The following is a 25174-nucleotide window of genomic DNA, read 5'->3' as shown; positions in this document are numbered from 1 at the left end:
GTATGGAGGTGCAGGCAGCAAATGAAACAGGGGAGCAGCATCCGGGTCTGCTCCACCGGGCCAGAGCCCTTTACCGCAATGTCTCCAAACGCAGAATGGCGTGGTTGCTCCTCAAGGACACCGTCAACTCGTGCATGGAGTACCGGATCCTGGGACTCGCTGCCGAGGCGGCGTTCTTCACCCTGCTCTCCCTGCCGCCCCTGCTGCTCAGCCTGATCGCCCTGCTCGGCTATGTCGACGGCTGGACCGACACCCACACCGTCGCCAGCCTGGAGAAGAACATCCTGCACGCGGCGAGCACGGTCCTCTCCGACCGCGGCGTCCGCGAATTCGCCGAGCCGCTGCTTGAGAACGTCACCCACGCCAAGCGCCCCGACATCGTCTCCATCGGATTCGCCTTCGCCCTGTGGTCCGGGTCGCGGGCGGTGAACGTCTTCATCGACACCATCACCGTGATGTACGGGCTCGACGGCCGGCGCGGCATTGTCATGACCCGGCTGCTCTCCATCGTGCTGTACGTCGTCGCGCTGGTGATCGGTGCGGTGGTGCTGCCGCTCGCGGTGGCGGGCCCCGACCGGGTGGTCCAGTTCGTGCCCGGGGGCGAGCAGGTCATCGCGGTGCTCTACTGGCCGGTGGTCGTCCTGCTGTCGATCGCCTTCCTCACCACGCTCTACCACGTCTCCGTACCGGTGCGCTCGCCCTGGATCGAGGACATGCCGGGCGCCCTGGTCGCGCTGGCCATGTGGTTCCTGGGAAGTCTGCTGCTGCGCGTCTATCTCACGAGCACGGTCGAGGGCCCCACGATCTACGGCTCGCTGGCCGCCCCGGTCGCGGTGCTGCTGTGGATCGGGGTCTCGGCCTTCGCCGTCCTGGTCGGCGCCGCGGTCAACGCCGCCATCGACCGGATCTGGCCCTCGGTGGCGACGGCGGCGGCCCGCGCGGCGAACGAACGCCTCCGGCTCCGGCAGACCGCCCGCCCGGTGGGCGGAGCGCACACCCCGGACCACCCGGGCGCCCGGGCCCCGGAGGCCGACGACGAAGGGTCGGACATGCCGTCCGAGTTCCCCGAGCGCTGGTCGAAGTTCCTGCCCCCCGAGGACGTCACATCCCGGCTGCGCACGAAGAAGCCCGACGACAGGCGCTCCGGGCCTGACGAGGAGTGAGGCGGGGCCCCGGGAGCCCGGGGCAGGCACCCGCGTGCCGCCCCGAGCGGACCGATGGGGCGCCCGGTCCGGCCGCGGCACGTCGGCGAACACCCGTCCGCCTTCCCGGGGCGAGGGCGCCATCCCCGCCCCGGGCCGGACGGCGTCGTACCCCCGGGCAACCGCCACCGGGGTACCGGGGGTTACGGCCTTGGCAAAGGCTTGGGAACGGCCTTACGGAAACGTGCCCGGCCGGGTCGCTCGTCCGGCTGTTCTTCCGGCCGCCCGGTGTCACTCAACGTGGTGTGCCCCGTACGCTGAGGTGCGCGGCACGGGCGTGCCGCGCACACCGGAGACGTGGCGTACGCGGAGAAGCGGTGTACGCGGAGAAGTCCAGCGAGCGCGGCGGGGGCGGCATGGCACTCGGATACAGCCGGCGCACCGGGGAACTGCCCCTGGAAGTCACCGGGTTCGTCGGACGCTCGGCCGAGCTCGACCGGATCCGTGAACTGGCGGCGCGGGCCAGGCTGGTGACCCTCGTCGGCCCCGGCGGGGTGGGCAAGAGCCGACTGGCCCTGCGCGCCGCACTCACCCTCGGGGCGAACTACCCGGACGGCGTCGTCCTGGCCGAACTCTCCTCGCTGCACGACCCCGAACTGCTGCCCCAGGCCGTGGCCGCCGCGCTGGGGCTGGCCGAGCAGTCCGGGCGGATGCTGCTCGACGTCGTGATGGAGCACCTACGGGAGCGCGCGCTGCTGCTCGTCCTGGACACCTGCGAACACCACCTCGACGCCTGTGCGTTCCTCGCCGATCTGCTGCTGCGCGAGGCCCCGGGTGTGACGGTGCTCGCCACCAGCCGTCAGCCGCTCGACGTCCCGGGTGAGCACACGCTGCACGTACCACCGCTGGCGTACGACGACGCGACGACGCTCTTCGAGCAGCGCGCGGCGGCCGTGGTGCCCGGCTTCCGTGTCCACGCGGGCAACCACCAGGACGTACTCGCGCTCTGCCGCCGCCTGGACGGCATCCCGCTCGCCATCGAGCTGGCCACCGTACGGCTCAGGGCCATCCCGCTCGACCAGCTGACCGCCCGGCTCGAACGCCGGTTCAAGGTGCTCACCGGTGGGCGCCGCAGCGCCGCGCTGCCCCGCCACCAGACGCTGCGCACCGCGATCGACTGGAGCCACGACCTGTGTTCGGCCGACGAACGGCTGCTCTGGGCACGGCTGTCGGTGTTCGCCGGGCCGTTCGATCTGACGGCCGTCGAAGAGGTCTGCTCGGGCGCCGGCCTGCCGCGCGACGAGATCCTCGAACACCTCATCGGTCTGGTCGACAAGTCGGTGGTCCTGCGGGAGGGCGACGACGGCTCCCGCTACCGGCTGCTCGACACCATCCGGGAGTACGGGGCGGACCGCTGCGCCGCTCTGGGCGACGAGCAGGAACGCTGCCGGGCCCGCCACCGCACCCACTACCTGGCCCGGGTCCAGCACTTCTACGAGACGGTGCTCACCTCCGAACAGGTCACGCTCTACTGGGAGTTGTACCGGGACATCGCTGATCTGCGCAGCGCACTCGACTACTCGCTCTCCCGGCCGGACGGCATCAGGCCCGGCCTGGAGATGGCGGCCAGGCTCTGGCCGTTCTGGGTGACGGCCGGGCTGTCCAAGGAGGGCCGCTACTGGCTGGGCAAGGGCATCGACGCCGACCCCGAGCCCTGCCGTGAACGCGCGCTCGCGATGCTCTGGCGCAGCCTGCTCGCCCTGGCGCAGGGGGATCTCGAACCGGCACTCGCCGGATTCGAGGCGACCCGCGAGGTGGCGGGACTGGCGGGATCGGAGCTGGACCTCGCCTTCGCCACCGGGTACACGGGCGGGGTCCGCTGGCTGCTCGGCGACCCCGAGACAGGACAGCGGCTGCTCGACGAAGCACTGGCCCGCCAGCACCGCATCAACGACCGGCTGGGGCTGGTCGTCTTCCACTACCAGAAGGGCTATATGCACGCGGTGCTGCGCGACTCGGCTGCCGCGGTGGAGGAGTGCGAGAAGGCGCTGCTGCTGCTCGGGGACGAGAGCGGCGAATGCATCATCAAGGGGCAGATCCTGGTCATCGAGGCCATCGCGGCCTGGGGCCGGGGCGAGCCCGCGGAGTGTGTCGCACTGGCCCGCTCCGGCCTGCAGCGCAGCCGCGAGGTCCGCGAGATGTTCGGCGCCGCGAACAGCCTGGAGCTGCTGGCCTGGGCCGCCGCCGACCTGGCCAGCCCCAGCAGGGCGGCCTGGCTGCTGGGCGCCGCCGAGGCGCTGTGGCGCAAGGTCGGCTCCCCGATGATGGGGGCCGCGGTGTACCTCGACGACCACGCACGGGTGGAGAGCGCGGTCCGCGCCGAACTGGGGGAGACCGAGTTCGCCCGGCTCTTCGCGCTGGGCGCCGAACTGACGCTGGACCGGGCGGTGGAGCTGGCCCTCATGGACGCGGACACCCCGGCCGCCACGCTCCCCGGGCAGCGTGGCTCGGCTCCGGGCGGCATGCTGACCCGCCGGGAGCGGCAGGTCGCCGCGCTGGTCTCCGAAGGGCTCACCAACCGGGAGATCTCCGAACAGCTGGTGATCTCCAAGCGCACGGCCGACGCCCACGTCGAACACATCCTGGCCAAGCTGGGCTTCTCGTCGCGCGCGCAGATCGCGGCGCTGGCCGGGCCGGCCGGGGAGATCGGGGCCGCTCCCGCTCCGGCCACGGAAGCGGCTCCGCAGGCGGAGTAGCCGGCCGGAGCGGGCACCGGCCCTGCACGCGGCACCGGCGCTGCATGCGGCACCAGCCCGCCGGGGAGAACCGGATACGTCCGGGGCACCGGACCGACCCGGTCCGGCGCCCCGTATCAGCCGCACCCGCATCCTCACGGGATGCCACACGGACGGCCCGGAGCACCACCTCTGCCCCGGAGTGACGCCCGTTCACCGCGCGACGGCCGTGCATGGTGCCGTCCGTCCGCGCATGGTGCCGTCCGTTCACGGAGCCGCCCGTGCACCGCGCTGTTCGCGCACCGCGCCGCCCGTGCGTCGCGCCGCCCGCGCACCGCGCCAACCGTGCACGGTCGCCGCCGCGCACCGCGCCGCCCGTCAGGGGCGCCGGTCGCTCTGGCCGCAGATCCAGGACAGCGCGTCGTACAGCCCGCGCGCGTAGTCGTCCGTGACACCGCGCTGCACCGCGTCCTCCAGCTGTACGGTCACCGCGTCCACCTCGGCGGTCAGCCGCCCGAGGTCAGGGGCGCCGCCGGTGATGCCGGTGGCCGGGGCCGCGTCCGCCCGGCCCAGGGCCCACCGGTAGCCGGTCAGTACTCCGCGTGAGAGGTCCGTCTGCGCGTCAGGAGCGGCCGTGCCCTCCACCTTCCGGCAGGCCGCCTCCACTTCGGCGCGGTACCTGGTACCCACGCGTTCGTCGTCGAATGGTTCTCTCTCCGGGGTGCTCATACCTCTGAGTGTGTCCGATTCCGTCGTGGTGATGTCTCCGCGGGGGCCTCCCGGGAACGGTTTCCGGCGCCGCGCCGTGCCCTGCGCCCGGTCAGACGGAGGACGCTTGTGCGGCGTCGAGGTGGCGGCTGAGGGATCGCCCGATGTGTGCGAGCGGCGCCGCCTGGGTCATCGCGTGATGGGTGCACGCGATGTCGTACGACTCGATCCGGCCGGTCACCCAGGGCCGCCACGCCTCCCCGGTGAGGGCCTGCGCCGACTTTCCCTGGGTGGCATGGAAGTACAGCACATCACCTTCGAACACGCCCTCCACGAAAGTCGGCTGGAGCCGGACCGAGTTGGTGAGGACCGACGTCATCGCCGCCACATGGTGCTCGGCGAGACCGGGATGCTCGGCGAGCGGTGCAGGGCGCCCGTTCCCGCCGTCGCCGCTGAGGATCGCGGCGACCTCGGTGGCGGTGAGCGCCGAGAGGCCGGGGCCCTGCGGGGTGTGCCCGGCCGCTTCCAGGAGCAGGGCGAGGGCCGCGCGGTCGTCCGGCAGCGACCGCAGCCGGCTGCGCGGGTCGATGGGGCGGGAGTCCAGCATGGCGAGCAGGGCCACCCGCTCACCCTGGTCCTGGAGGCGTACCGCGACCGCGTGCGACAGCGCACCGCCCAGGGACCAGCCCAGCAGGTGGTAGGGACCGGACGGCTGTACGGAGCGGATGTGCGCCACATAACCGGCGACCATCTCCTCGAAGGACACGGGCAGTTCTCCCGGCCCGGAGAGCCCCCGCGCCTGTAGCCCGTACACCGGCAGGTCGGCCGGGAGATGGCGGGGCAGGCCCGCATAGCACCAGCTCAGGCCCCCCGCCGGATGGACACAGAAGAGCGGCGGCCGGGATCCGCCGGTACGCAGTGGCAGCAGCATCGCGAAGGGGTCCTGCGCCGCGCCGCCGTCGAGCAGCCGGGCCAGTCCCGCCACCGTCGGCGCCTCGAAGACCGCACCGATGGAGAGGGCGGTGCCCAGCGAAGAGCGGATGCGGCCGGTGAGCCGGGCGGCCAGCAGCGAGTACCCGCCCAGCGCGAAGAAGTCGTCGTCGATGCTGACATCACCGACGCCCAGCACCTCGGTGAAGAGCGCGCAGAGCGTCTTCTCCTGCGCGCTGCGGGCGGGCCTCCCCGTCCGCTCGGCCACCGACTCCGGCGCCGGGAGCGCGGCCCGGTCGAGCTTGCCGTGCGGGGTGAGCGGCAACGTGCCGAGCAGCAGGTACGAGGCGGGGACCAGGTACCCGGGCAGCCGCTCCGTCGCCCAGGCCCGCAGCGCGGCGGGGTCCGGCTCCGCCGCGGGGCCCGGCTCGCCGCAGGCCACGATCCTCGGCCCCGGGACCGCCCGCGGCCCCGGCCGGCCCGCGGGCACCACATACGCGGCGAGGACCGGCTCCCCCTGCGCGGACTCGCGTACCGCGACCGCCGCGCGGGCCACCCCCGGATGGCGGGCGAGCACCGCCTCGATCTCACCGGGCTCGATCCGCAGCCCCCGCAGCGTGACCTGGTCGTCGGTGCGCCCCAGATACTCCAGCGAGCCCCCGTCGGTCCACCGCACCAGATCGCCGGTCCGGTACATCCGGCCGCCCGGGGCACCGAACGGATCAGCGAGGAAACGTTCGGCCGTCAGTCCGGGCCGGTTGAGGTAGCCGCGGGCCACCTGCGCGCCGGCCAGATGCAGTTCGCCGGGCACCCCGGGCGGTACCGGGTTACCCGCGGGGTCCAGCACATAGGCGCGGACGTTGTGCCCCGGCCGCCCGATGACCGGCAGATCGCCCTCAGCGTCCAGCCGGCAGTACACGGCGTCGACGGTGCACTCCGTCGGCCCGTAGTAGTTGTAGGCGACTGTGTCCCGGCACTCCCGCAGCGTCCGCCACAGCGCCTCGTCCAGCGGCTCGCCGCCGACCATGAGCAGCCGGGGCCGGTGCCCGCCGCCGGTGAGCAGACCGGCGGCGATCAGCTGGTGCAGATAGGAGGGGGTGACGTCCAGGAAGTCGATCCCGTACCGGTCCACGTACTGGACCAGCGCCGCCGGATCGAGCCGTACGGCATCCTCGATCACATGGAGCTCCTGGCCCGCCGCCAGGAAGAGCGGACCCTCCCACGCGGTGTCGAACGTGAAGGTCGCGGTCAGCGCGGACCGCAGCGGCCGGCCCGCCGACTCGGCCGCAGGGGCGATCAGTTCGCTGTGGTGGTCGGCGCACAGGTTGCTCAGCGAGCGGTGCTCGACCACGACGCCCTTGGGCGCCCCGGTCGATCCCGACGTATAGCTCACATACGCCGGGTGGTGCGCCAGCAGCGGGGCGCGGCGGTCGCTGTCGCGGGGATCGCCGTCCGGCCCGGTGGCCAGTGCGCCGACGGTGGAGGGGCAGTCGATCAGCAGCGCGGGCACGGTGGCGGGCAGCGCCGGGGCGCAGGCGGTCGTGGTGATGACGCAGAGCGGTCCCGCGTCGGCGAGCAGGTACCGGATGCGCTCGGCGGGGTGCTCCGGGTCCACCGGCACACATGCCGCACCCGCCTTGAGCACGGCCAGCAGCGCGACCGGGTAGTCGGCGGTGCGCGGCAGCGCCAGCGCGACGAAGGTCTCGGGGCCCGCACCGCGCGAGATCAGCAGCCGGGCCAGCCGGTTGGCGCGCCGGTTCAGTTCACCGTACGAGAGGGAGCCGGCGCCGCACACCACGGCGGTCGCCTCCGGCGCACGGCGGGCACGGTCCTCGAACATCGTCGTCAGGGTGGCGGCGGGCACCGGGCGGGCGGTCCCGTTCCAGCCGTGCACCACCAGGTGCCGCTCGTCGGCGGAGAGCAGCCCGATCTCCGCGAAGGGCCGGTCCGGGTCCGCCGTGGCGAGCGTGTCGAGCAGCCCGAGGAACCGGCGGTGGTGGGCTGCCGTGACCTCCGCGCCGTACAGGGCGGGATCCGCGTTGAAGTCGATCCGCAGCGAGCCGTCCGCGGGACGGTCGTACACATTCACGCCGAGCCCGGTCACCGGGCCGTTGGAGAGGTTGTGCAGGACGGCCGGGTGCCGGCCGAACGTCAGCTGAGGGTCGTATCCCATGATGTTGATCCCCCAGTCGCCCAGATACCCGTCGGCCGGGACCCCGCCGAGGTCCTTGACGAGGTACGGCGCCGGGTAGCGCTGGTGGCGCAGCAGCCCACGCGCCTGCCGTGCGGTGTGGCGCACCAGTTCGGAGACGGTCGCGCCCGGCTCGGGGCGTACCGCCAGCGGGAGCACGTTGGCCAGCATCACCGGGACCGTACGGGCCACCGCTCCGGTGCGGCCGGTCACCGTCAGATCGAGTGAGACCTCGTCCTGCCCGCTCAGCCGGTGCACATACAGCGCCAGCGCCGCCATCGCGACCGACGGCAGACCGGTCCTCGCCCGCCGGGCCAGCGCCCGCAGCCCGGCGGCCGCCGGGGCGCCGACCGGGCCGCTCTCCCGCACGAAGCGGGGCGGGACGGACTTCAGCAGCCGGCCCGACGCCTTGGGCGCCATGGGGCGGCCGGCGAGCTGCGTGGCCCAGTACTCCCGGTCCGCGGCGAACCGCTCCGACGCGAGGTACGCGGCCTCGTCGGCCAGCAGTTCCTCCAGCGAACCCCAGGAGGAGCCGGGCGGGGGCCCGCCGGACTCCAGCGCGGAGTAGAGCCCGGCCACCCGCTGGATGAAGAGCGAGAAGCCGTAACCGTCGAGCGCGATGTGGTGCACGCTGATGTAGAGCAGGAAGCAGTCGTCGGCGGTCCTGAGCACCGCGAAGGTGAAGAGCGGAGGGTGCCCGAGGTCCAGCGGGCACCGCATGTCCTCCCACATCCAGGCGTGCGCCGCGCTCCACGGGTCGTCGGCGCCGCGCAGATCCACCAGCGGCAGCCGCCACCGCGGCGCCGGTCCGATGTGCTGCCAGATGCGGCCCTCGTCGTCGGTCCCGAACCCGGCCCGCAGCGCCTCCGTCTCGCCGACGGCCACGCTCAGGGACTCCTCCAGCAGCGCGAGGTCGAGCGGGCCCCGGATCTCGACGAACTCGGCCGCGCGGTAGTTGGGGTTCTCCGCGTCCAGCTCCTGGGAGAACCACATCCCCGTCTGTGCGGCGGTCAGCGGCAAGCGACCGTTCCGGCTGCCGGACTTCCTGTTCATGCGTGCCGTCTCCTGACGCAGGTGCTTGGTCTCTGCAGGTGCTTGTGTGTCTACGGGTGCTTGGTGTCTACGGGTGCTTGGTCTCTACGGGCCATCAGGGCCAACGAGCGTCACCGGACAGGTGTATTGGTCCGGGGCGAAACTCTTTGGGACGGGTGTTCCAGAACGGGCCGCGCGCCGGGCGGCCCGCAGGCCCCCGTCCCGTACCAAGACTTGGCCTGCGCTTTACGAGAAGGGCTGCAACCGCGCTCCCCGTACAGATGTCTCTAGATGTGTTGTGTCCAGCGGGAAGTGATGTGAGCGGAGCATGAGCATGGGCCGGGTCAAGGGCAGCATAGGAATCGCACTGCTGGTCAGCGCGGTGCTGGCGGGCACGAGCGCCTGTGGGGGCAACGCCTCGGCCTCCGCGTCGGGCGACTCGGCGAACGGCGCTTCGGCCAAGGCGTCGGCGAGCGCGCACCCGTCACCGACCCACCCGTCGGGCCCGCCCATGCTCCTTGAGACGATCGCCCCCAAGACCGGTACGACCGTCGGCGTCGCGATGCCGATCTCGGTGGTCTTCACCAATCCGGTGGCCACTTCGGCCCGTGCGAAGGTCGAGAAGCACCTCAAGGTCACCGCGTCCGAGCCGGTCGCCGGTGCCTGGCACTGGTTCAGCAGCACCCGCGCCGACTGGCGGCCCGAGAAGTACTGGCACCCCGGCACCAAGGTGACGCTGGACGCGGACCTGGAGGACGTCGGCAACGGCAACGGCCGTTACGGTACGCACAATTACCAGCACAAGTTCACCATCGGTGACGACGTCGAGGCCACCGCTTCGGTCCCCGGCCACTCGATGAAGGTGACGCGCGACGGCAAGACGGTCCGCACCCTCCCGATCGACGCGGGCAGCCCCAGCTTCCCCTCCTGGGACGGCACGATGGCCGTGATGGACAAGGCCAAGAAGGTCCACATGACCTCGTGCAGCGTCGGCATCAGCTGCACCAAGGGCAGCCCCGACTTCTACGACCTGACGCTGCCGTGGGATGTGCACCTCACCAACTCGGGCACGTACATCCACTACTCGACCGGCGACCCCTACCCGGGCCACAGCTACGGCTCGCACGGCTGTGTGCATCTGTCGCTCGCCGACTCCAAGTGGTTCTACGACTTCGTCAAGCAGGGCGACCCGATCACCATCACCGGCTCCCCGCGCGGCAAGGCCGCCGGTGACAACGGCTACGCCGACTTCAACCTCTCCTGGGACCAGTGGCTGAAGGACAGCGCCACCGGGCAGCAGACGACGGCCACCGGCTGACCCGGCCGCCCGGACTCCGCCCCGGCCCCGGGGCGCCGATTGTGCGCCGCGCCGCGATCTGCGCCATGGTGAGGTGCTGAGGGGCCCGGCACCGGGCCGGGGCCGAGCGGAGGAGTGGCGCGCTGATGAGCGAAGAGACGGCGGCGTCCGGGGCGGGGCACGGCGGGCTCCCGCTCCCGGGGGCCCGGATGCGGCCCAGGGACCCCGGCGAGGCACACCGGGCCTCCACCCCGCTGGAGCTCTTCTTCGATCTGTGCTTCGTGGTCGCGGTGTCCCAGGCGGGCAGGCATCTGGTGCACGCCCTTGCCGAAGGACACCCGGGGCACGGCATCGCCGGCTATCTGACGGTGTTCTTCGCGATCTGGTGGGCCTGGGTCAACTTCTCCTGGTTCGCGTCCGCGTACGACACGGACGACGTGCTCTACCGGGTCGCCACCCTGGTCCAGATCGCCGGGGTGCTGGTCCTCGCCGCCGGGGTCCCACGCGCCTTCGAGCACGCCGACTACGCGGTCGCGATCGTCGGTTACCTGATCATGCGGGTCGTACTGACGCTCCAGTGGATCCGGGCGGCGCGCGGCGAGACGGGCGGCGCCAGGACCACGGCCCTGCGGTACGCGGCCGGGCTCGTGGTCGTCCAGGCCGGCTGGGTCGTCCTTCTGCTGCTGCCCCAGGCGGCGTGGAAGTGGGGCTTCCTGCCCATGGTCGTGGCCGAGCTGGCGGTCCCGGCGTTCGCCGAGCGCCACCGGCGCACCCGGTGGCATCCGCACCACATCGCCGAGCGTTACGGGCTCTTCACCATCATCGTGCTCGGGGAGACCGTGGCCGCCGCCACGGTCGCGGTGCAGTCGGCGCTGGACGAGTCGGCCGCGCTCGGTGAACTGCTGCCGATCGCCGCGGGCGGTCTCGTCATCGTCTTCGGCGCGTACTGGATCTACTTCGCGGTGCCCATCCACGAGCATCTGGCCTCCAACCGGCGGCCGTTCCTCTGGGGTTACGGCCACTACCTGGTCTTCGCGTCGGCCGCCGCGATCGGCTCGGGCATCGAGGTCGCCGTCGAGCAGGTGACCGGCCACACGGACATCCCGGCGGTCGCGGCAGCGGCGGCGGCCACCGTGCCCACCGCGCTCTTCCTGCTCACGGTCTCGCTGCTGCACACGCGCCATTTCAAACGGGGCGCGGCCCAGCAGGCGGTCCTCCCGGTCAGCGTGCCGCTGGTGCTCGCGACCACCTTCGCCGGTCACTGGGCGGTGCCGCTGGCCGGTCTCGTCGTCGCGGTCACCGTCGCTGTGGGCATCACGCTGGCGCACCGGACGCCGGATGAGACGGGCGCCGTCGTCTGACGCGCTGCCGGGAGCCCGGCGCCCGTGCCCGCCGCCGGCCCCGAGTCACGGGTCACGCGGGGTCAGGGGTCACACGGGGCCGGCGGCCGGTATCCCACACGCCGCACGTACGGCGTGTACCTTCTCCAGTGCCTGGAGATGTCCGCCGTCCCGGGCGCAGCGTTCGGCCCGGTCCAGCAGCGCTGCCGGCCCCTCGCCGTCGGCGGTCTCCGCACGCACCGAGGCCAGGGCGGCGAGCGCGAACGCCAGGGCCGTCCCGCCGAACGGCTCGGCCACGGAAACCGCCGCCCGTGCCAGCCGCCCGGCCTCCTCCCGCTCACCCAGCATCAGATGCAGCTCCGCCAGGTTCGCGCGCTCGAAGGAGGTCGCGGTCGGGCGCCCGCCCTGCTCGGCGAGGGCCAGGGCCCGCGCCCCGTGGCGCAGCGCCTCGCGCGGACGGCCCGTACGGCGGGCGTTCTCCCGTGACACGGACAGGACATGCGCGAGCAGCGCCGTATCGCCCGACTCCTCTGCCAGCACCCGCGCGCGTTCCGCCACCACACCGGCGTGCACCATATCCCCCAACAGGCCGCTGCACACGGCCTGCTGGGCGAGCGCGCGCACGCGCAGCGCCACCGCCTCCCCGCTCCCGCCCGCATCGGCGCCGGTGGGCCGCGGCGCCGCCTGGTCAGCACAGCGCTCGGCCTCCCGCGCGGACACCAGCCCCTCGGCGTAGTCACCGGTGTACGCCAGAACCCTGGCGGTGGCCATGTGGTGCGCGGCCCGTGCGAGAGGTGGCGTACGGTCTTCCGGAGCGTGCGTACGGAGTACGGTCACGGCATGCGCGGGCCCCTCGCCGCCCGTGCGCGCCAGCGCCTCGGCGAGCCGCGCGGCGACCCGTACGCAGTCGTCCCGGCGTCCCTGCCCCGCGTACAGCTCCAGGGCCTCGCGCAGGACACGCACCGCGTCCGCGTAGCGGCCCGAACGGTCCAGCGCCAGCGCCCAGTCCAGCCGGATGCGCGCGGTGTCGTCTGCCTGATGCCCGCCGCCGCCCGTCCGCGCCGCCAGCGCGGCGGCCACCTGGCCGCGCAGCTCCGCCATCCGCTCACGGCACGGCTCGGCCCAGGCGGCGTAGCGGTCCTCGGGGAGTACCTCGCCCGCGCACGCCCACGCGGCGGCCCGCAGTGCGGGAACCTCGCCCGCCTCCCGCGCGCGCCGGGCCAGCAGCCCGGCCGTGTCGACATCGACCCGGACCGTGTCGGGCGCGAGGCGCAGCAGCGGGCCGTCGGCGACGAGATAGGACGAGGCGGCCCGGGGCGCGAGTTCGGGCTCCAGCGCGTGCCGTGCGGCGTGCAGGGCGACGCGCAGACTGCGCAGGGCCGAGGGGAGTTCCGCGTGCGGCCAGCACACCGCCATCACGTCCTCACGGTGCAACTGGTGCCCCGGCGTCACGGCGAGCAGCTTCACCAGGGTGCGGGCCCCCGGCCGTGGCCAGTGGGCGAGGGGCTGTGGCACCGCTCCCTCGCGTGTGGCGTCGAACCCACCCAGCAGACGGATACGCAGCAGCCCCATAAATCCGTCACCCTAGCCGCGCCGGCCCCGGGCCTGCCCATGTGTCCATGGCCGCGGACGGGAGGCCATGCGGGGTTACGCGGTTGTTACTGGCCGAATCCCGCCGTCGTGCGCCCCAGGCAGGCGGGGTGTCGGAGCAGGGTCCCGTCATTCCGGTGCACCGCGTTGCCCACGGGGGAGCCGACCGCACAGGATGAGCGCCGCCCCACCACACCACAGCCCCCGGGAGTAACCCATGAAGCGCTCGCACGCCCTCGCCGCCGGTGTCCTCCTGCTCATCTCGGGCAGCGCCGCAGCGGCCCAGGCCGCCGACTCGTCCGACGCACCCGCCAGAACCACGGGACACACTGTCTCCGCTGCCCGTTGGTGCGAGCACCAGGGCGGGCACGACGTCACACGTGTTCCCTACTACGTCACTTCGGGCGGCAAGCTCAGTCCACTGGGCGGGGAACGCGAGATGTGCGTGTTCAAGGACACGACGAAGAAGACAGAGATCATGATCTCCGCCGACTCGCTCGCCGCGAAGAAGCCGACTCTCGCCGCCCTCGCCTACGTACGCAAGCCGGCCGGCCCTTCCAGCCCCGGCAACCCCGCCGTCGCCTACTGCCAGGGCATCAATGGCACCGCCATGTTCGGCAACAGGCCCACTGACGCGGGCGGTTGGGGCCCGAAGGGAGCGACGAGCACCGATCAGGTCAGGGGAGCATGCATGTTCGCGGACGGGTCCGTGATCGACGCATGGGGACTCAAGTACCACCAGGGCGGGGTGATCCGGGGCGCCGACCTCACGAAGAAGTTCCGCGCCGACATGCCCTGACCACCGGCGGTCCGTGGAGGACTGCTGACAGCCCGTACGCACGCGGGCAGCCGGGGTATCACCTACCCGGCTGCCTCGTCGGGGGGCCTCGCGAGACCCGTCACCAGATGTCGCACCGCCGGGCGCCAGGAGGTCTGGAACGCTGCGCTGCCGCGGCCTTAATGAGGTAACACCCCCGCAGGCGCGGGGAAGACTTCTCCTTGATGAGGCGGGCCGCGTACGGCCAGGGACCACCCCCGCAGGCGCGGGGAAGACTTCTTTACCCATGCGACTGACGGTAGCGCGCAGGGACCACCCCCGCAGGCGCGGGGAAGACTCGAACGAGCCGCTTCGGGTGCCGGACACCAGGGGACCACCCCCGCAGGCGCGGGGAAGACCCCCACCACCTGGTCCCCAGCCCCGAGCCCGAGGGACCACCCCCGCAGGCGCGGGGAAGACTACTGCATCACCCCACGGCACCGCGAACCGATGGGACCACCCCCGCAGGCGCGGGGAAGACAGTCCGTGACCAGCGGATTTACAGCGCGAGACTACTGTTTTTACTTACTTCTTCAAGGTCGGGCATTCTGATCCAAACTGGTCTCTTTTGGATGGCTCCGATAGCTGGCTTCTGGCTTACCGGCTTCCGAATCGGCGTCGTTTCGCGGCCTTGCTCCAGCCTTGTGCGGGTGGCGTGGCGGGCTTCGATTCAGGGGTGCGGGATCCTGGGGCGGGCCGGTGGATCAGCGTAACGCCCTCGTGGTCTGTGGGGTGCCAGGCGTGGTCATGGGTCTTGAAGGTGAAGCCCTGTTCGTTGTTGGTCTGGTAGGCGAGTAGTGCTCTGCCTTTGCCCGAGTACTGACGGACTTCGTCCCAGAGGATGTCGCGGACGCGTGCGGTCGGGGCGCCGAGAAAGACACCGGGGGAGATCTCCAGCAACCAGCGGGTGAGGAGACCCCGCAGCCCTGCTGGGCAGCTGGCAAGGACGATGACGGTCACCAGATTGACTCGTCACCGTGGTTGCGGCCGCCCTCAACGGTACGGTTTCCATCGGATTGGAGAGTCACCCGGTCCTGGTTGTCCGTCGTGTCACGGGTTCCGTCGTAACCGAGCAGATTCTTGATGTCCTTGACGCAGCGATCGAGTAGGCCAGTCTGGTTGATGCGGTCGCGGAGGGCTCTGCGAGTGCGTGAGGCGACATCGAGTTCGCCCTCTGCGGCTGCGTCGAATGCAGCCGGGATCGCGACGTCGGTCTTGTACAGATCGGCCACGTCCAGAACGAATGAACGCTCATGCCCCGAATGGACAAAGCCCAGGGCCGGTGAGCAGCCAAGGGCTGAGACGACGGCATGGGCGATGCCGTACATGCACTGGGCGGCGGCGGTGACGCCCTGGTTGGGAGCATCTCCGGCGGAGAAGTCGTCCCGGTTGTACTCCCGGCGCAGCCAGGGGACTCCGGTGCGGGCAGATTCACGGCGGTAGCACTCCTTGAGGCGCCGGCCTTCCATGCCCAGGAGGTCTTGCCGTGTGCGGCCGGTGGTGTCCTCGCCGGGAAACCGCAGCTTGTACATGGACCGGGCCACGTCGAGGCGGGTGCGGCGGTTGGCCCAGGCCGTGGTGTGTGCCTCCGCGAGGGCGGAGGAGCGTGTCAGGGCTCGTCCGCCGGCGTAGAAGCGTACGCCGTGCTCGCCCACCCAGGCCACGGAGGCGCCGCACTCGCCGAGTACGGACATGGCTTGATGGGTCACCCGCGTGCCGGGGCCGAGAAGGAGCGTGCCGATCGTTGCCGAGGGGATGTGTGTCACCCCGTTGGCGTCGGTCGCGGTGATTGCATTGTCCTCGCGGTGGACAGCGCAGCGCTCCAGGTAGATGAAGGACATACGGTCTCCCACCCGCGGCAGTTCACGGGGTGTGGACGCGCCTCGCCGGCTTACGGTGCTCATCGGTCACTTCACCGGGGCGAGCGTCATCAGCCCGCAGCCGTAGGCCTTCGCTTTTCCCAGACCGTGAGTGAGGGTGTTGCGGAAGACGGCGGGGTCGGTGACCCTCAGCCGTCCGTCGAAGGTGACTCGGGTGATCCGTACATCCTGCGCCGGCCGCTTGGCGGGCGGGCGGTGGAACTGGAGCGGCACCTGGTTGTGCACGATCACTTCGTGCTCGTCGCCGTACTCCGTGAGCCGGCGGTCGGCGGCTTTCCGTACGATCTCGAAGCCGGACTGCTCCTGGCGGGCCAGAAGCCAGGCCAGTTGGTGGCGGGGTGTGCGATGGGCGGCGCGTTTGGTGTCTGTGCCCGGTTTGTCCGAGGCATTGCGGACATTGTGGACCGGGTTCGCGGTGAGGCGGAAGCCCCACGTGTCGCCCGCAGCGAGAGCATTGAGGAATTCTTCGTACGCGTACGTCGTCCATCCCGGTTCGTCGAGGGTCGGCCAGCCGGCCTGCTCCACCAGATGGGTCAGGTCGGGTCGCCTGGGACTCACGATGAACAGCTGCGCCTTGGCCTGCTGATCACGGTCGATCCGCCACAGGACTCTGGGCCCACCACCGTCCCGCGGGGGCAGGTCGGGGAACGCCATGTTCACGGCGCCGTGCATGAGATGCGGCGAACCGATCAGTCGACGGCCCCCGGAGCGACCAGTGTTGACGGGAAAGCGGGTCAGGTACATCAGATGGTCCTAGAAGGTGCGTCGGGGGACTGTGTCGTCCTCGCAGAGTCGGTGGCCGTGCGGGAATGAGGCAGGGGTGTGAGCCCCCACGTGGGGTCGTGCGGCGGTGTCGTGGTCCCGAGCGGCCGGGGTGCCTGTTCGCTCCGGATGCCGCGTAGTTCGTACCGGCGGTGGCGTTGGTCGAAACTGACCGGGGAGTCCCGCAGCGACATGTCGGGGGTTTCGCCCGCCGGGCAGTCCAGCAGCAGATCCAGTGTCTCCGGCACCTCGGTCCGGGGGGTGCTCCTGGTCGATCGCTCAAGTTGCCGTATGTACCAAGGGGATGCCTGCCATTCGGCGCCGCGGAGGGCCTCGGGGAGGGAGGTGTCCAGCGGCGGTCCCATGGTGATGGGCCGGGACGGCGGGCAGGAGCGGCGCCCGAGATAGGGCAGGAAGCGCGGGGTGAGCAGCGCGTCGTGCAACTCCTGGAGCAGTGCGGCTTCACCTTCTACACCGGCGACGAACGCTGCGTCAGAGAGATAGAAGCGCTCGGACAGCGGCATGGCCCTGCCTGAGTCTGCGTGGTGGGCGGTTTGGAAGTCTCTTAGGCGGGAGCCCGGTTGATCGATGCGTACGCCGAAACGCAGCGCAGCGAGATCGGAGACGTCGGACTCCCGGGTACGGCCGAGGGCGGCTGCGAGAAGGCCGACGACTCCGCTCTTCGTGGGTGCGTTCTCGGTGCTGCGGCGGGCGAAGCGAGCCGCAGCACCCCAGGACTGGAGGGGGCCGACGAGCCGGAGCAGCAGGACACTCATACCCCCGTCACCAGCCGGTTCGCTACGGTGTTCTCCACATCCTTCACCAGTTCGGCGAGCGTTACTGCTGTGCCGAGGCATTCAAGGCTCTTGGTCGCTTCACCGACGCGGACAACCCAGCTCGGCTCCGTGTCCGAGATGCCGTACTGCTTCTCCAGATCCGGAACGTAGGCCGCGAGACGCTTGCAGCCTTCGCGGAGGAAGCCGCCCTCCTCACCCTGACGTACCGGTTCCTCGAAGGCTCCGACGAAGCTGACCGGTCGGCGGGTGCGGAGCTTGACGATGACGGCGGCAGGCAGTGTGTGGTTACCGAAGGTGTTGATCTTCCCGCTGGGCAGTGAGGTGATGAAGCCTTCCAGGAAGGCGCCCACCGCTTTCTGAGTCGGTGTGGTGGGGGCCTCGTCCTCTTGCAGGCCGACGCCGAGGTTCGCGTGCAGTTCGTCGACGTCCACGGCGGCGTAACGGTAGAGCGTGGCCGAGTTGAAGTCGATGGAACCGATCATTCCGGCGCCGGTCTCAGCGGCGGTGTTCTTGTCGTCGACAGCGGTGTAGTAGTCCGATTCGATTTCGGACTTGTGAATGCTGAGGGCGTGGGCGACCTGAGTGGCTGCGTCAACATTGAGGTCGGTGGAGTCGGCCACCATCCGGCCGAAGAGGGCGATGTCCACGGAGTGCCGGGTATCGACCGCACCCACGGCCTTTGCCTTGTTCTTCTTCAGGTACTCCTTCAGTTTTTTTGCGTCACCGCCCGAACTGCCCTCGATGGCCAAGGCAGCCAGCGCGTCGAGCTGACGCTTGCTGAGGAAGATCAGATAGCCGGATTCCGGTGCTTCGGCCTTGGCATCGGCGTCCGCCGGGTCATTCTTCGACGACTTACGGACGCGGGCATCGATTTTCGCCCCTGTGGCGGTCCGCACCGTCTCGGCGGCCAATCCCCACGCCACCTCGGGGGCCAGCGAGCTGTCCAGCCCCTTGATCCGCTCGGCCACCGCCTCGGCGACCTTTCTGGTCCGCACCCCCAGCTCGGAGGCCGGCAGCAACTCGTTGAATGTCTTACGGGTGGCCCTCTTCCACGCCTGACTGGATACGCGGGCACGCCGCACCCCTCCGTACACCGCCGATTTGGGTGTACCTGTGTCGTCGCGGTTCAGATTGCTCGGAGGGACGGACTGCAGGATGTGAATGTCGAGGATGGTTCGCGTCACCGGGGTATTCCGTTCTTGTGCTGGGCGGAGAGCCGTGGGCGGTATGGATGACGGATAGGGGAGGGGATGGGGCGAGGGGGCCTGGTTCAGTCGCTGAGGCCGTACTCGCCCAACAGGTTCACTTCGTGGTCCTCGTCGGCGCCGGGGGCTGAACTCTCGCCGGCGGCTGTCTCGGCCGGGCGTGAGGAAGATTCGTAGGACAGATGGAATTCGCGGCCCCAGGCGCGGCGGATACCGGGTCTCAGGCTTTCGTCCTGCCACGCGTACAGCTGCTGAGCGAGCCGTCCGTAGTCGACGGGGATTCTGGAGGCCCTCAGGAGCAGTACGAGTTCGCGCAGCCGGACGCTGAGGGCGTCGAAGGAGTTGGAGGTACCGATTCGGATGAACCGCTTGCGAAGCGTCTCGCTGAGGTCCTCGTCCCCGCGCGTGCTGGGCTCGCCTTCGTCGGACGAAGGGTCTCCCCCCTTCGCCGCGGGTTCCGTTCCGGACTCGCCCCTCGCCAGGCGCCGGACCGCACGTCCCAGACTCCAGCCGTAGGCGTGCATGTCGGCTTCCCGTACGGACTGTTGGTGCAGAGCCCACAGCGTTACCGCGAGGTGGACCGCGCTCTCCTCCGCGAGTTCGCGGCGCTCGCCTCTGAGACGTTCGTCGGCAGAGAAGAACTTCAGGGCCGTGTCATCGTGTTCTGTTGTCCCGGACTCTTCGCGTACTTGGGCGAGTTCCTCCAGACCGTCGATGCCCCAGGTGTCGGGAGAGTCGTGCGGCGGGCGGCCGACGCCGCGTCGCAGGCGTGCCAGTGTTGCTACGGCTGCGGCACTGTTCCTGCGGTACGGATTCTGTAGCCGGTTGATACAACGGACCGTGGCACGGAGCGGGATGCTCGGGGGCGTCCGGTGTCCGGTGTCCGGGCCGGAGTTCGCGCCTCCGCCGGTTTCGGCCCGCGCGGCGGGTTGAGTGGTCATGCGGGGCCTCCTGGTTGGCTATTGAGGGGCAGGGCCGTTGCCTACTGGTGGAGTTGGCCCGGGAAGGTGAGGACTCGGCAGTACTCTTTTCAGCCGCAGTCGGAACCACAGCTCGGCACTGGCGTCGTTGACCCAGCGCTTTCCGCTCCCGGGGATGTCGACGATCCTTCCTTCGGAGGCTGCCGGCCCCGCGGAGTCGAGCAGGCTTCGGCTGAGTCGGACGATGTGTCGGCGCACTGTCGCCTGCCATTGCCTTCGCGCCGATTCGGGCCGGGAATGCTGTGCCAGCTCCGCCAGCCACCGCCGGTAGGGGCCGTCGAGTTCGCCGAACCCGAGATCGCGGGCAGCGTCCGATGCCGCTGTCGGGCTGGAACCGGCGGCCCGCGCGAGATTCCCCGCGAGGTGGCCCAGCGCGGTGACTGCCTCGTCCGCGTCCTTGACGGCGTCGATGGCCACCACGCCGTATGCCGGATTTTCCTCGTGCAGCAGGACCACCGGTAGTGCCACGGCGTCGTCCACGATCTCGTCCACGACCGACTGCTGCGTGCCGTACACGGTTCCCACGAGCCTGACCCGAAGGAGGGCGAGCGGATCGAGCTCCCCTTCGGTGGCCAGCAGGGCCAGCCACCGGACGACACCGCAGGGCAAGGAGGCGGGTGTGCCCCTTCCCGAGTCATCACTCGCCGACCGACGAGCGGGCAGAAGACTGGCCATACCCCTCCAGGAGGCACGGTTCGGGTCGTGCTGCCGCGGCATGTAGACCAGTTGGCGGCCCTGCTTCTTCTCCTGAGCCGGGCTGCGACGCCACCCCGTCATGGGCTCCAGCTTCCAGGGCGCGTACGGGGTGAGGGGGTCTCCGTATCCCAGGACAACCCCGGTCACCCAACCGTTCTCGACGTGCAGACGCATGCGCCGCGACTGCCAGGTGTAGAGATCGCACAGGCCACTGGGCCGGCGGACGGCGGGGGCGTCCGCGGTTGCCCCGGGACCGCACGGCGGGCGCCGCCAAGCGGGGAGGTCGTCGCCGGGAGCGCCAGGGGCGTCGATGATGCCCTCGTCGTAGGGGATCAGATTCAGCAGCAGGGTTTCGCGCAGGGTCGACCCCTCGGCGAACACCCCGCCCAACTGGCCTGCGGAGCCCACACCCAGCGGGTAGACCTTCCCGGCTTTGGCCCGGCCCTCGTCGCCGACCATCGCGGATTTGATACCGGACGAGTCGTACGCATGTGTGTGAACCAGCCACCGCGCGGCCTCTGCGCAGGACAGCCGCTCCACGGCGGGGCGGCGCATCGTGAAGAACGGCTCCCCATTGGGAACGTCAGCGACGATCCGGTTCAGCGGAGCGATCTCGCCTTTCGCCGTACTCAGGGTCGCCACTTGAAAGAACGGCGTCTCCGTATGCAGCAGGTCGAATCGGTCCCGGTGGGCGGTCAGATAGTCGGCAACGCCGGCGAAAGGGTCCTTCGACTGCCACAGCTTCGACCAGTCCTCCAGTTCGGCCGGGCCGTCGAGCGCGTCATGCAGGATCGCCAATATCAGGCGGAGCAGGGCCAGCTCCTGGGTGGGCAGATCACCCACCAGCCGCCTCAGGTCACCGGCCTGGGAGAAGACTTCCTCCAGGGACAGCTCAGCCATCCGCCCGTCGAGACGCTGCACCGGCAGCCAAGGACGTGTGAGCAGATCGAAGGTGGTCGAAGCCGAAAGGGCAGCGGGTTCTGCGGTCACGACACGCTCCTGCCCTGGCTGGTCCTCTCCTGCTTCGCGGGGGTCGGTAACAGGTTCCAGGGGGGCCGGGGCACCGCCGATTCGCTCGTCCGTGGCTGGCTCATCGCTGCCGTCCTCCTCCGCTTCGGCCCCGCGCTCCACAGCGTCGGGAACAGCCGCCCCGACTGGTGAGACACGCAGCCCGTCGGCGTCGCTGTAGACGAGATCGAAGCCTGCCAGACGGGTCTGACAATCCTCGTCCAGGACGAGCAGCAACTCACCCGCCAGCCAGGGGCATTCCTTGACCTGCCAGGCTTCGACCAGGAATTTCTCCAGCTCGCCAATGGTCTGGTCGGCCTTGTGCGGGAGCGAGAACCTCCTCGGGAGTGTGAGCGCGCTCGCAGCGACGGCCTCTGCGGCCCGCTTGCCCGGCGGGAAGTCCGTCGGCAGCTCCAGGCCGCCGCGGTCCTGGCCCAGCCAGGGCACCGTGGTCAGGACTCCGTCTCGTCGGCGCTGCACAACAAGCACTTCCAACGTCTCTTCGCTGTCCCGTACTTGCGCGCGTCCCGTACTGCTGTCGTCGGCGTCCCCGGCATTGGCCTCCAGCCACCCGTATACCGGACGGCCGGCCCGGCGCACCGGAGCGAGCAGGAACGCCTCCGCGCTTTCCTGCTTCCGGTCGAGCAGCCTCAGGTGCTTCTCACGCGCTGCCCTCATGTCCCCGGCCCATGCGGGCGGACCGATCTCGTTCGTTCCGTAGGCCGACTGAACCAGTGGGCTGATGTCATCGGGGAGTGCGAGCGGAGCGCCCTCCAGATGCGGCTTCAACACCGCGAGCGCCCGCCACAGCAGGTGCTGACCTTGGTAGACAGCGACAGAGCCATCCACCGGCACAGGGGGATCCGCCCCCCAGTCGGCAACTCCGGTCACCAGACACCGCGCGCCCGCCAGCCGCGAGGGTCGCCGTCGCGGATGACGGTGCAGCCGCCCCATGCGCTGGAGCAGCAGATCCACCGGGGCCAGATCGGTGACCAGCAGGTCGAAGTCCACGTCGAGGGACTGTTCGATCACCTGGCTGGCCACAACGATGTGCTTGCCCCTGGGGCGATCGCCGCCGGGGCCGAACAACGCCCGGAGCAGACTGTCCTTGTGGGCACGGTCAGCCGCCAGGAAGCGCGAGTGTGCGACGGTGACGGCATCGGCTCCGAAGCGCTCGCGCAGTACTCCGGCTGCCTCAAGCACCCGATCGACAGTGTTTCGCACGACCAACGCGCAACCGCCGCCCGCGAGTTCCCTGGCCAATCGGTCAGCCAGGAGGGAGAGATCGTCGTCCAGCCGCTCCAAGGACACATCGGTACGACGCCCCGACGCGGCCGGCTGCGCGATATGGACCGGTGCACCCGGCGCCACAGCAGTGACCAACGGGTACCGTTCGCCGACGGATTCGGGGGTCAATGTCTCCTGCACGCTGTCAACACCGGCGTAGGCGGACGCCAGAGCCCGCCTGCGGTCTGCTGATAATGTCGCCGAAAGCATGACAACCGGCACCCGATACGCGGCCAACCATTCCAGAACCCGGTCTAGGTACCGGCTCATATACGCGTCGTACGCGTGCACTTCATCGATGATGACGACTTTGCCCGCCACCGCCAGGTGGCGCAGAGCCAGGTGTCGGCTCTTGAGCCCCGCAAACAGCACCTGGTCGATGGTCCCTACCGCGAAAGACGCGAGAAGGGACTTCTTCCGTCCCCGTAGCCACTGATGGGCATGCAACCCGGCAGGTTCCGCTCGGATCCGCGACACGCTGCCGACCCGGTCGGACCGGTCCGCTTCGACAGCCGAGATCGTCCGGTGCCCCTTCTTCATCATGCCCGCCCATACATCGTTGAGCGCCGACTTCGCATGCGACAGGACGACCGACCTGGGGCCGTCGGCGGGCAGATGCGACAGCCAATCCAGCATGCGAGGGAACATGGCGTCGGCGGTCGCGCGACTGGGAAGCGCGACGAGACAGCCGCCCGCGCCACTCCGGGCCGCCAGGATCTCCGCCGCAGCGAAAGCGGCCTCGGTCTTGCCCTCGCCCATGGGCGCTTCGATGATCAGAAGCCCGGCCGCAGGCATGAGGCGGGCCATCCGCACGGCCTCGGCCTGGACCGGGCGGATCTCCGCCCCCTCGGGGAGGGCGAACCGATCGGCGAACAGTGTGTCCGCAGCCTGATCGGGCTCCGATGCCCGCCATGGGCCCGGCAAGTCCAGGCCTTCCCAGGCAGCCCGCAGCCGCCGTGCCTCTCCCACCGGTCCGAGAGGCTGCCAGGAGGCAGAATCGTACGGGAACAGCTCGGCCGAACTCGCCAGCCAATCCGACAGGATGACGACAGCGGTCAACAGCACCTGCACTGGTTGTGGCAGGCGCACCGATTGCCAGTCCACGAACCGGTCTGTGACGTCGGCCAGTTGACCGCAGGCGTCCATCAACTCGTACTGCACACGGCGCCACACGGATTCACTGACGCCGGGATGGCGCAGTAGCGATGGGTGGAGCTGAAGATCATGGATCTGCTGATGCTCCGGAGGCGTCCCGTGATGTCCACCGGCCACAACAGCGAACTGCCCGGAAGAGCGGGGAGTCATCCCGAACCGCTCCGACATCCATTCCTGAAGCAGTAGTTGGCCCACCGTCCCATGGGGGGCCAACCGCCGGTCGGTGCCGTGCTCCGCCAGTGTCGACATCGCCAACCCCTGGTCGCGCATACGGTCGGCGAGCGGCTCCACCTGGCAGGCGAAGGCAGGGCTCGCCTTGCCGGTGTCATGTGCGGCGGCGAGGAAGACAACCAACCGCCGCGCGTCCACTTCCCCTTCGGGAAGCACCTCCGCCGCCAGAGCCTTGATGCTGTCGGGTACCCACTCGTCCCACAGTCTCCCGGCCACTGCGCCGCTGTCGGCCATGTGCCGCCACAACGGCAACCACCCCTCCGTCTGCCGATCGTGCTTCGCCCAGGCACTACGCGCTGCGGCCGACAGCGACGCGAAGGCAGGTGGGGGCGGGGAATCTTCGTCCATGGGCTCATGCGACATGACAGAGTGCTCTCCCGTCACCGATCTCTCGGAAACCGTATGGACCCGCAGTCAGGCTGATAGCAGCCACCTATCCGTGACAGGGCCGCCCGTGGGTCCAGCACGGGATCGGATCCCCGACTCGGGTCCCATGACCGGAGCGGCCATCGGACCCGACCCCTTGGGCGACTGAGTTTTTCGGCTACGACCTGCGCCTATGGGGCCATTGACGGTTGCGCCAGATCGGCCGCCCCACGTAGGCCCAGAGAAGCGCGACAGCTGCGGTATTCCAGAGCCACGGTGAGACTGGCGTCGCGGTCGATGGACCGCCCGCGAGCAGGGCGAACAGCGCAGCTTCTGGCGTAACGTTGAGCGGTTGCCACGGCTCAGGAGGCTCGGGCACGGGTAACGGCGATAACATGGACAGCGACTCCTTCGGCTCTGCTCTCGGGCTATGGAGACAGGCCGGGTCCGGCTCCCTCGCTGCTACGAGGAGTTGGCCCGGCCGCCTTGCGTTCGGCAAGGCGGCGACGGCCAGCGCACCGGGGCGTGTACCTGCCTGTGGCCATGCTGACACTTGGCGAGGCTGTGTGTCTGCCGAACGCATCAACTCCCGTTGATGTCGGATGAATTCTACTCATCACTTCCTTAGTTCGACGATTCTGAAGTGCACAGAAGCCGTCCGACCCTCTGATCCAACCCCGCAGACGCGAGGATTAGGCACTGCTAATCATCCCTTAGGGGGCACCCCCACGGATCGTGAGGAGGCTGCGTGCAGAGCCAACTTCTCGAAACACGATCGTAGTTGTTCTGGCGGCCCGTGATCAGTCCCACGCCTGGACCAAGTGTTCAGACGCACACCTGGTCCAGGCATGGGACTCAGTCCGCTTCGGCCGCAGCTTCTGCCCGCCGAAGGTGGGGGGCTCTCCCTGATCCTCTTCGTCCAGCTTTCACCACTGGGCGTGGGAACTGCGCCGGTAGGCCTCTGGTGGCAATGACCGGACGCCGTGGGATAAATCCGCTGGCGCCCCCCCGCGGCCCGTCGCTAT

Annotated in this window: 15 protein-coding genes and 1 CRISPR repeat array; of the genes, 5 read left to right on the top strand and 10 right to left on the bottom strand. The window is 70.2% G+C overall.

Features of this window, described 5'->3' with window-relative positions:
* The first annotated feature begins 8 nt into the window (after window positions 1-8).
* The gene (locus ACWGKJ_RS14980) at window positions 9-1163 is read left to right on the top strand and encodes a YihY/virulence factor BrkB family protein (protein ID WP_385016904.1); all 1155 of its coding nucleotides are present in this window, start codon (window positions 9-11) and stop codon (window positions 1161-1163) included.
* Window positions 1164-1519: 356 nt separating this feature from the next.
* Window positions 1520-3898: an ATP-binding protein gene (locus ACWGKJ_RS14975; RefSeq protein ID WP_385016907.1), complete on the top strand. Its 2379-nt coding sequence runs from the start codon at window positions 1520-1522 to the stop codon at window positions 3896-3898.
* Window positions 3899-4255: 357 nt separating this feature from the next.
* On the opposite strand, the gene ACWGKJ_RS14970 is transcribed toward ACWGKJ_RS14975, so the two are convergent.
* Both ACWGKJ_RS14970 and ACWGKJ_RS14965 read right to left on the bottom strand, forming a co-directional pair.
* Window positions 4256-4606 carry a hypothetical protein gene (locus ACWGKJ_RS14970; RefSeq protein WP_385016910.1) on the bottom strand — a complete coding sequence of 117 codons (351 nt, stop codon included), beginning with the start codon at window positions 4604-4606 and terminating at the stop codon, window positions 4256-4258.
* 91 nt (window positions 4607-4697) lie between these two features.
* Window positions 4698-8759 (bottom strand): amino acid adenylation domain-containing protein, encoded by a 4062-nt coding sequence (locus tag ACWGKJ_RS14965; protein ID WP_385016913.1) that lies wholly within the window; start codon window positions 8757-8759, stop codon window positions 4698-4700.
* 313 nt (window positions 8760-9072) lie between these two features.
* Here ACWGKJ_RS14965 and ACWGKJ_RS14960 point away from each other — a divergent pair, with 313 nt between their 5' ends.
* Entirely contained in the window at window positions 9073-10056 is a 984-nt protein-coding gene (locus ACWGKJ_RS14960) for a L,D-transpeptidase (protein WP_385017085.1), read from the top strand.
* Window positions 10057-10181: 125 nt separating this feature from the next.
* Complete coding sequence (locus tag ACWGKJ_RS14955; RefSeq protein ID WP_385016916.1) at window positions 10182-11396, top strand: low temperature requirement protein A; 1215 nt, start codon at window positions 10182-10184, stop codon at window positions 11394-11396.
* 69 nt (window positions 11397-11465) lie between these two features.
* Here ACWGKJ_RS14955 and ACWGKJ_RS14950 read toward each other — a convergent pair whose 3' ends face one another.
* Window positions 11466-12947, bottom strand: a complete 1482-nt coding sequence (locus tag ACWGKJ_RS14950; RefSeq protein ID WP_385016919.1) for an AfsR/SARP family transcriptional regulator — start codon at window positions 12945-12947, stop codon at window positions 11466-11468.
* A 235-nt stretch (window positions 12948-13182) separates the two neighbouring features.
* Here ACWGKJ_RS14950 and ACWGKJ_RS14945 point away from each other — a divergent pair, with 235 nt between their 5' ends.
* Entirely contained in the window at window positions 13183-13764 is a 582-nt protein-coding gene (locus tag ACWGKJ_RS14945; protein WP_385016922.1) for a hypothetical protein, read from the top strand.
* A 165-nt stretch (window positions 13765-13929) separates the two neighbouring features.
* A CRISPR array of direct repeats spans window positions 13930-14263; the repeat unit is 29 nt; unit sequence GGGACCACCCCCGCAGGCGCGGGGAAGAC.
* A gap of 116 nt (window positions 14264-14379) precedes the next feature.
* On the opposite strand, the gene cas2e is transcribed toward ACWGKJ_RS14945, so the two are convergent.
* The 7 genes from cas2e to casA all read right to left on the bottom strand — a co-directional run bounded on the left by cas2e (window position 14380) and on the right by casA (window position 24131).
* The gene (gene cas2e / locus ACWGKJ_RS14940; RefSeq protein WP_385016924.1) at window positions 14380-14742 is read right to left on the bottom strand and encodes a type I-E CRISPR-associated endoribonuclease Cas2e; all 363 of its coding nucleotides are present in this window, start codon (window positions 14740-14742) and stop codon (window positions 14380-14382) included.
* On the bottom strand, window positions 14739-15686 hold the full coding sequence (cas1e, locus tag ACWGKJ_RS14935) for a type I-E CRISPR-associated endonuclease Cas1e (protein ID WP_385016927.1): 948 nt from the start codon (window positions 15684-15686) through the stop codon (window positions 14739-14741). The genes cas2e and cas1e overlap by 4 nt, the downstream gene beginning before the upstream one ends.
* A 3-nt stretch (window positions 15687-15689) precedes the next feature.
* Window positions 15690-16406 carry a type I-E CRISPR-associated protein Cas6/Cse3/CasE gene (gene cas6e / locus ACWGKJ_RS14930; RefSeq protein ID WP_385016930.1) on the bottom strand — a complete coding sequence of 239 codons (717 nt, stop codon included), beginning with the start codon at window positions 16404-16406 and terminating at the stop codon, window positions 15690-15692.
* Window positions 16406-17200, bottom strand: a complete 795-nt coding sequence (cas5e, locus tag ACWGKJ_RS14925) for a type I-E CRISPR-associated protein Cas5/CasD (protein ID WP_385016933.1) — start codon at window positions 17198-17200, stop codon at window positions 16406-16408. The genes cas6e and cas5e overlap by 1 nt, the downstream gene beginning before the upstream one ends.
* Window positions 17197-18405: a type I-E CRISPR-associated protein Cas7/Cse4/CasC gene (gene cas7e / locus ACWGKJ_RS14920; RefSeq protein ID WP_385016936.1), complete on the bottom strand. Its 1209-nt coding sequence runs from the start codon at window positions 18403-18405 to the stop codon at window positions 17197-17199. Before cas7e ends, cas5e begins: the two co-directional genes overlap by 4 nt.
* Before the next feature lie 86 nt (window positions 18406-18491).
* Window positions 18492-19367, bottom strand: a complete 876-nt coding sequence (gene casB / locus ACWGKJ_RS14915) for a type I-E CRISPR-associated protein Cse2/CasB (RefSeq protein ID WP_385016939.1) — start codon at window positions 19365-19367, stop codon at window positions 18492-18494.
* Window positions 19368-19385: 18 nt separating this feature from the next.
* Window positions 19386-24131 (bottom strand): type I-E CRISPR-associated protein Cse1/CasA, encoded by a 4746-nt coding sequence (gene casA, locus ACWGKJ_RS14910; protein ID WP_385016942.1) that lies wholly within the window; start codon window positions 24129-24131, stop codon window positions 19386-19388.
* Between the last annotated feature and the right edge of the window lie 1043 nt (window positions 24132-25174).

Source organism: Streptomyces sp. NPDC054757 (assembly GCF_053612185.1).
Note: the sequence above shows the minus strand (reverse complement) of the source record. Positions and strands in the feature narration are given on the sequence as shown.

Bases quoted from the DNA above. Each gene is read 5' to 3' on its own strand.
- ACWGKJ_RS14970 (WP_385016910.1), bottom strand. From the start codon at position 4,606: ATGAGCACCCCGGAGAGAGAACCATTCGACGACGAACGCGTGGGTACC.
- ACWGKJ_RS14965 (WP_385016913.1), bottom strand. From the start codon at position 8,759: ATGAACAGGAAGTCCGGCAGCCGGAACGGTCGCTTGCCGCTGACCGCC.
- ACWGKJ_RS14960 (WP_385017085.1), top strand. From the start codon at position 9,073: ATGGGCCGGGTCAAGGGCAGCATAGGAATCGCACTGCTGGTCAGCGCG.
- ACWGKJ_RS14955 (WP_385016916.1), top strand. From the start codon at position 10,182: ATGAGCGAAGAGACGGCGGCGTCCGGGGCGGGGCACGGCGGGCTCCCG.
- ACWGKJ_RS14950 (WP_385016919.1), bottom strand. From the start codon at position 12,947: ATGGGGCTGCTGCGTATCCGTCTGCTGGGTGGGTTCGACGCCACACGC.
- ACWGKJ_RS14945 (WP_385016922.1), top strand. From the start codon at position 13,183: ATGAAGCGCTCGCACGCCCTCGCCGCCGGTGTCCTCCTGCTCATCTCG.
- cas1e (WP_385016927.1), bottom strand. From the start codon at position 15,686: ATGAGCACCGTAAGCCGGCGAGGCGCGTCCACACCCCGTGAACTGCCG.
- cas6e (WP_385016930.1), bottom strand. From the start codon at position 16,406: ATGTACCTGACCCGCTTTCCCGTCAACACTGGTCGCTCCGGGGGCCGT.
- cas5e (WP_385016933.1), bottom strand. From the start codon at position 17,200: ATGAGTGTCCTGCTGCTCCGGCTCGTCGGCCCCCTCCAGTCCTGGGGT.
- casB (WP_385016939.1), bottom strand. From the start codon at position 19,367: ATGACCACTCAACCCGCCGCGCGGGCCGAAACCGGCGGAGGCGCGAAC.
- casA (WP_385016942.1), bottom strand. From the start codon at position 24,131: ATGGACGAAGATTCCCCGCCCCCACCTGCCTTCGCGTCGCTGTCGGCC.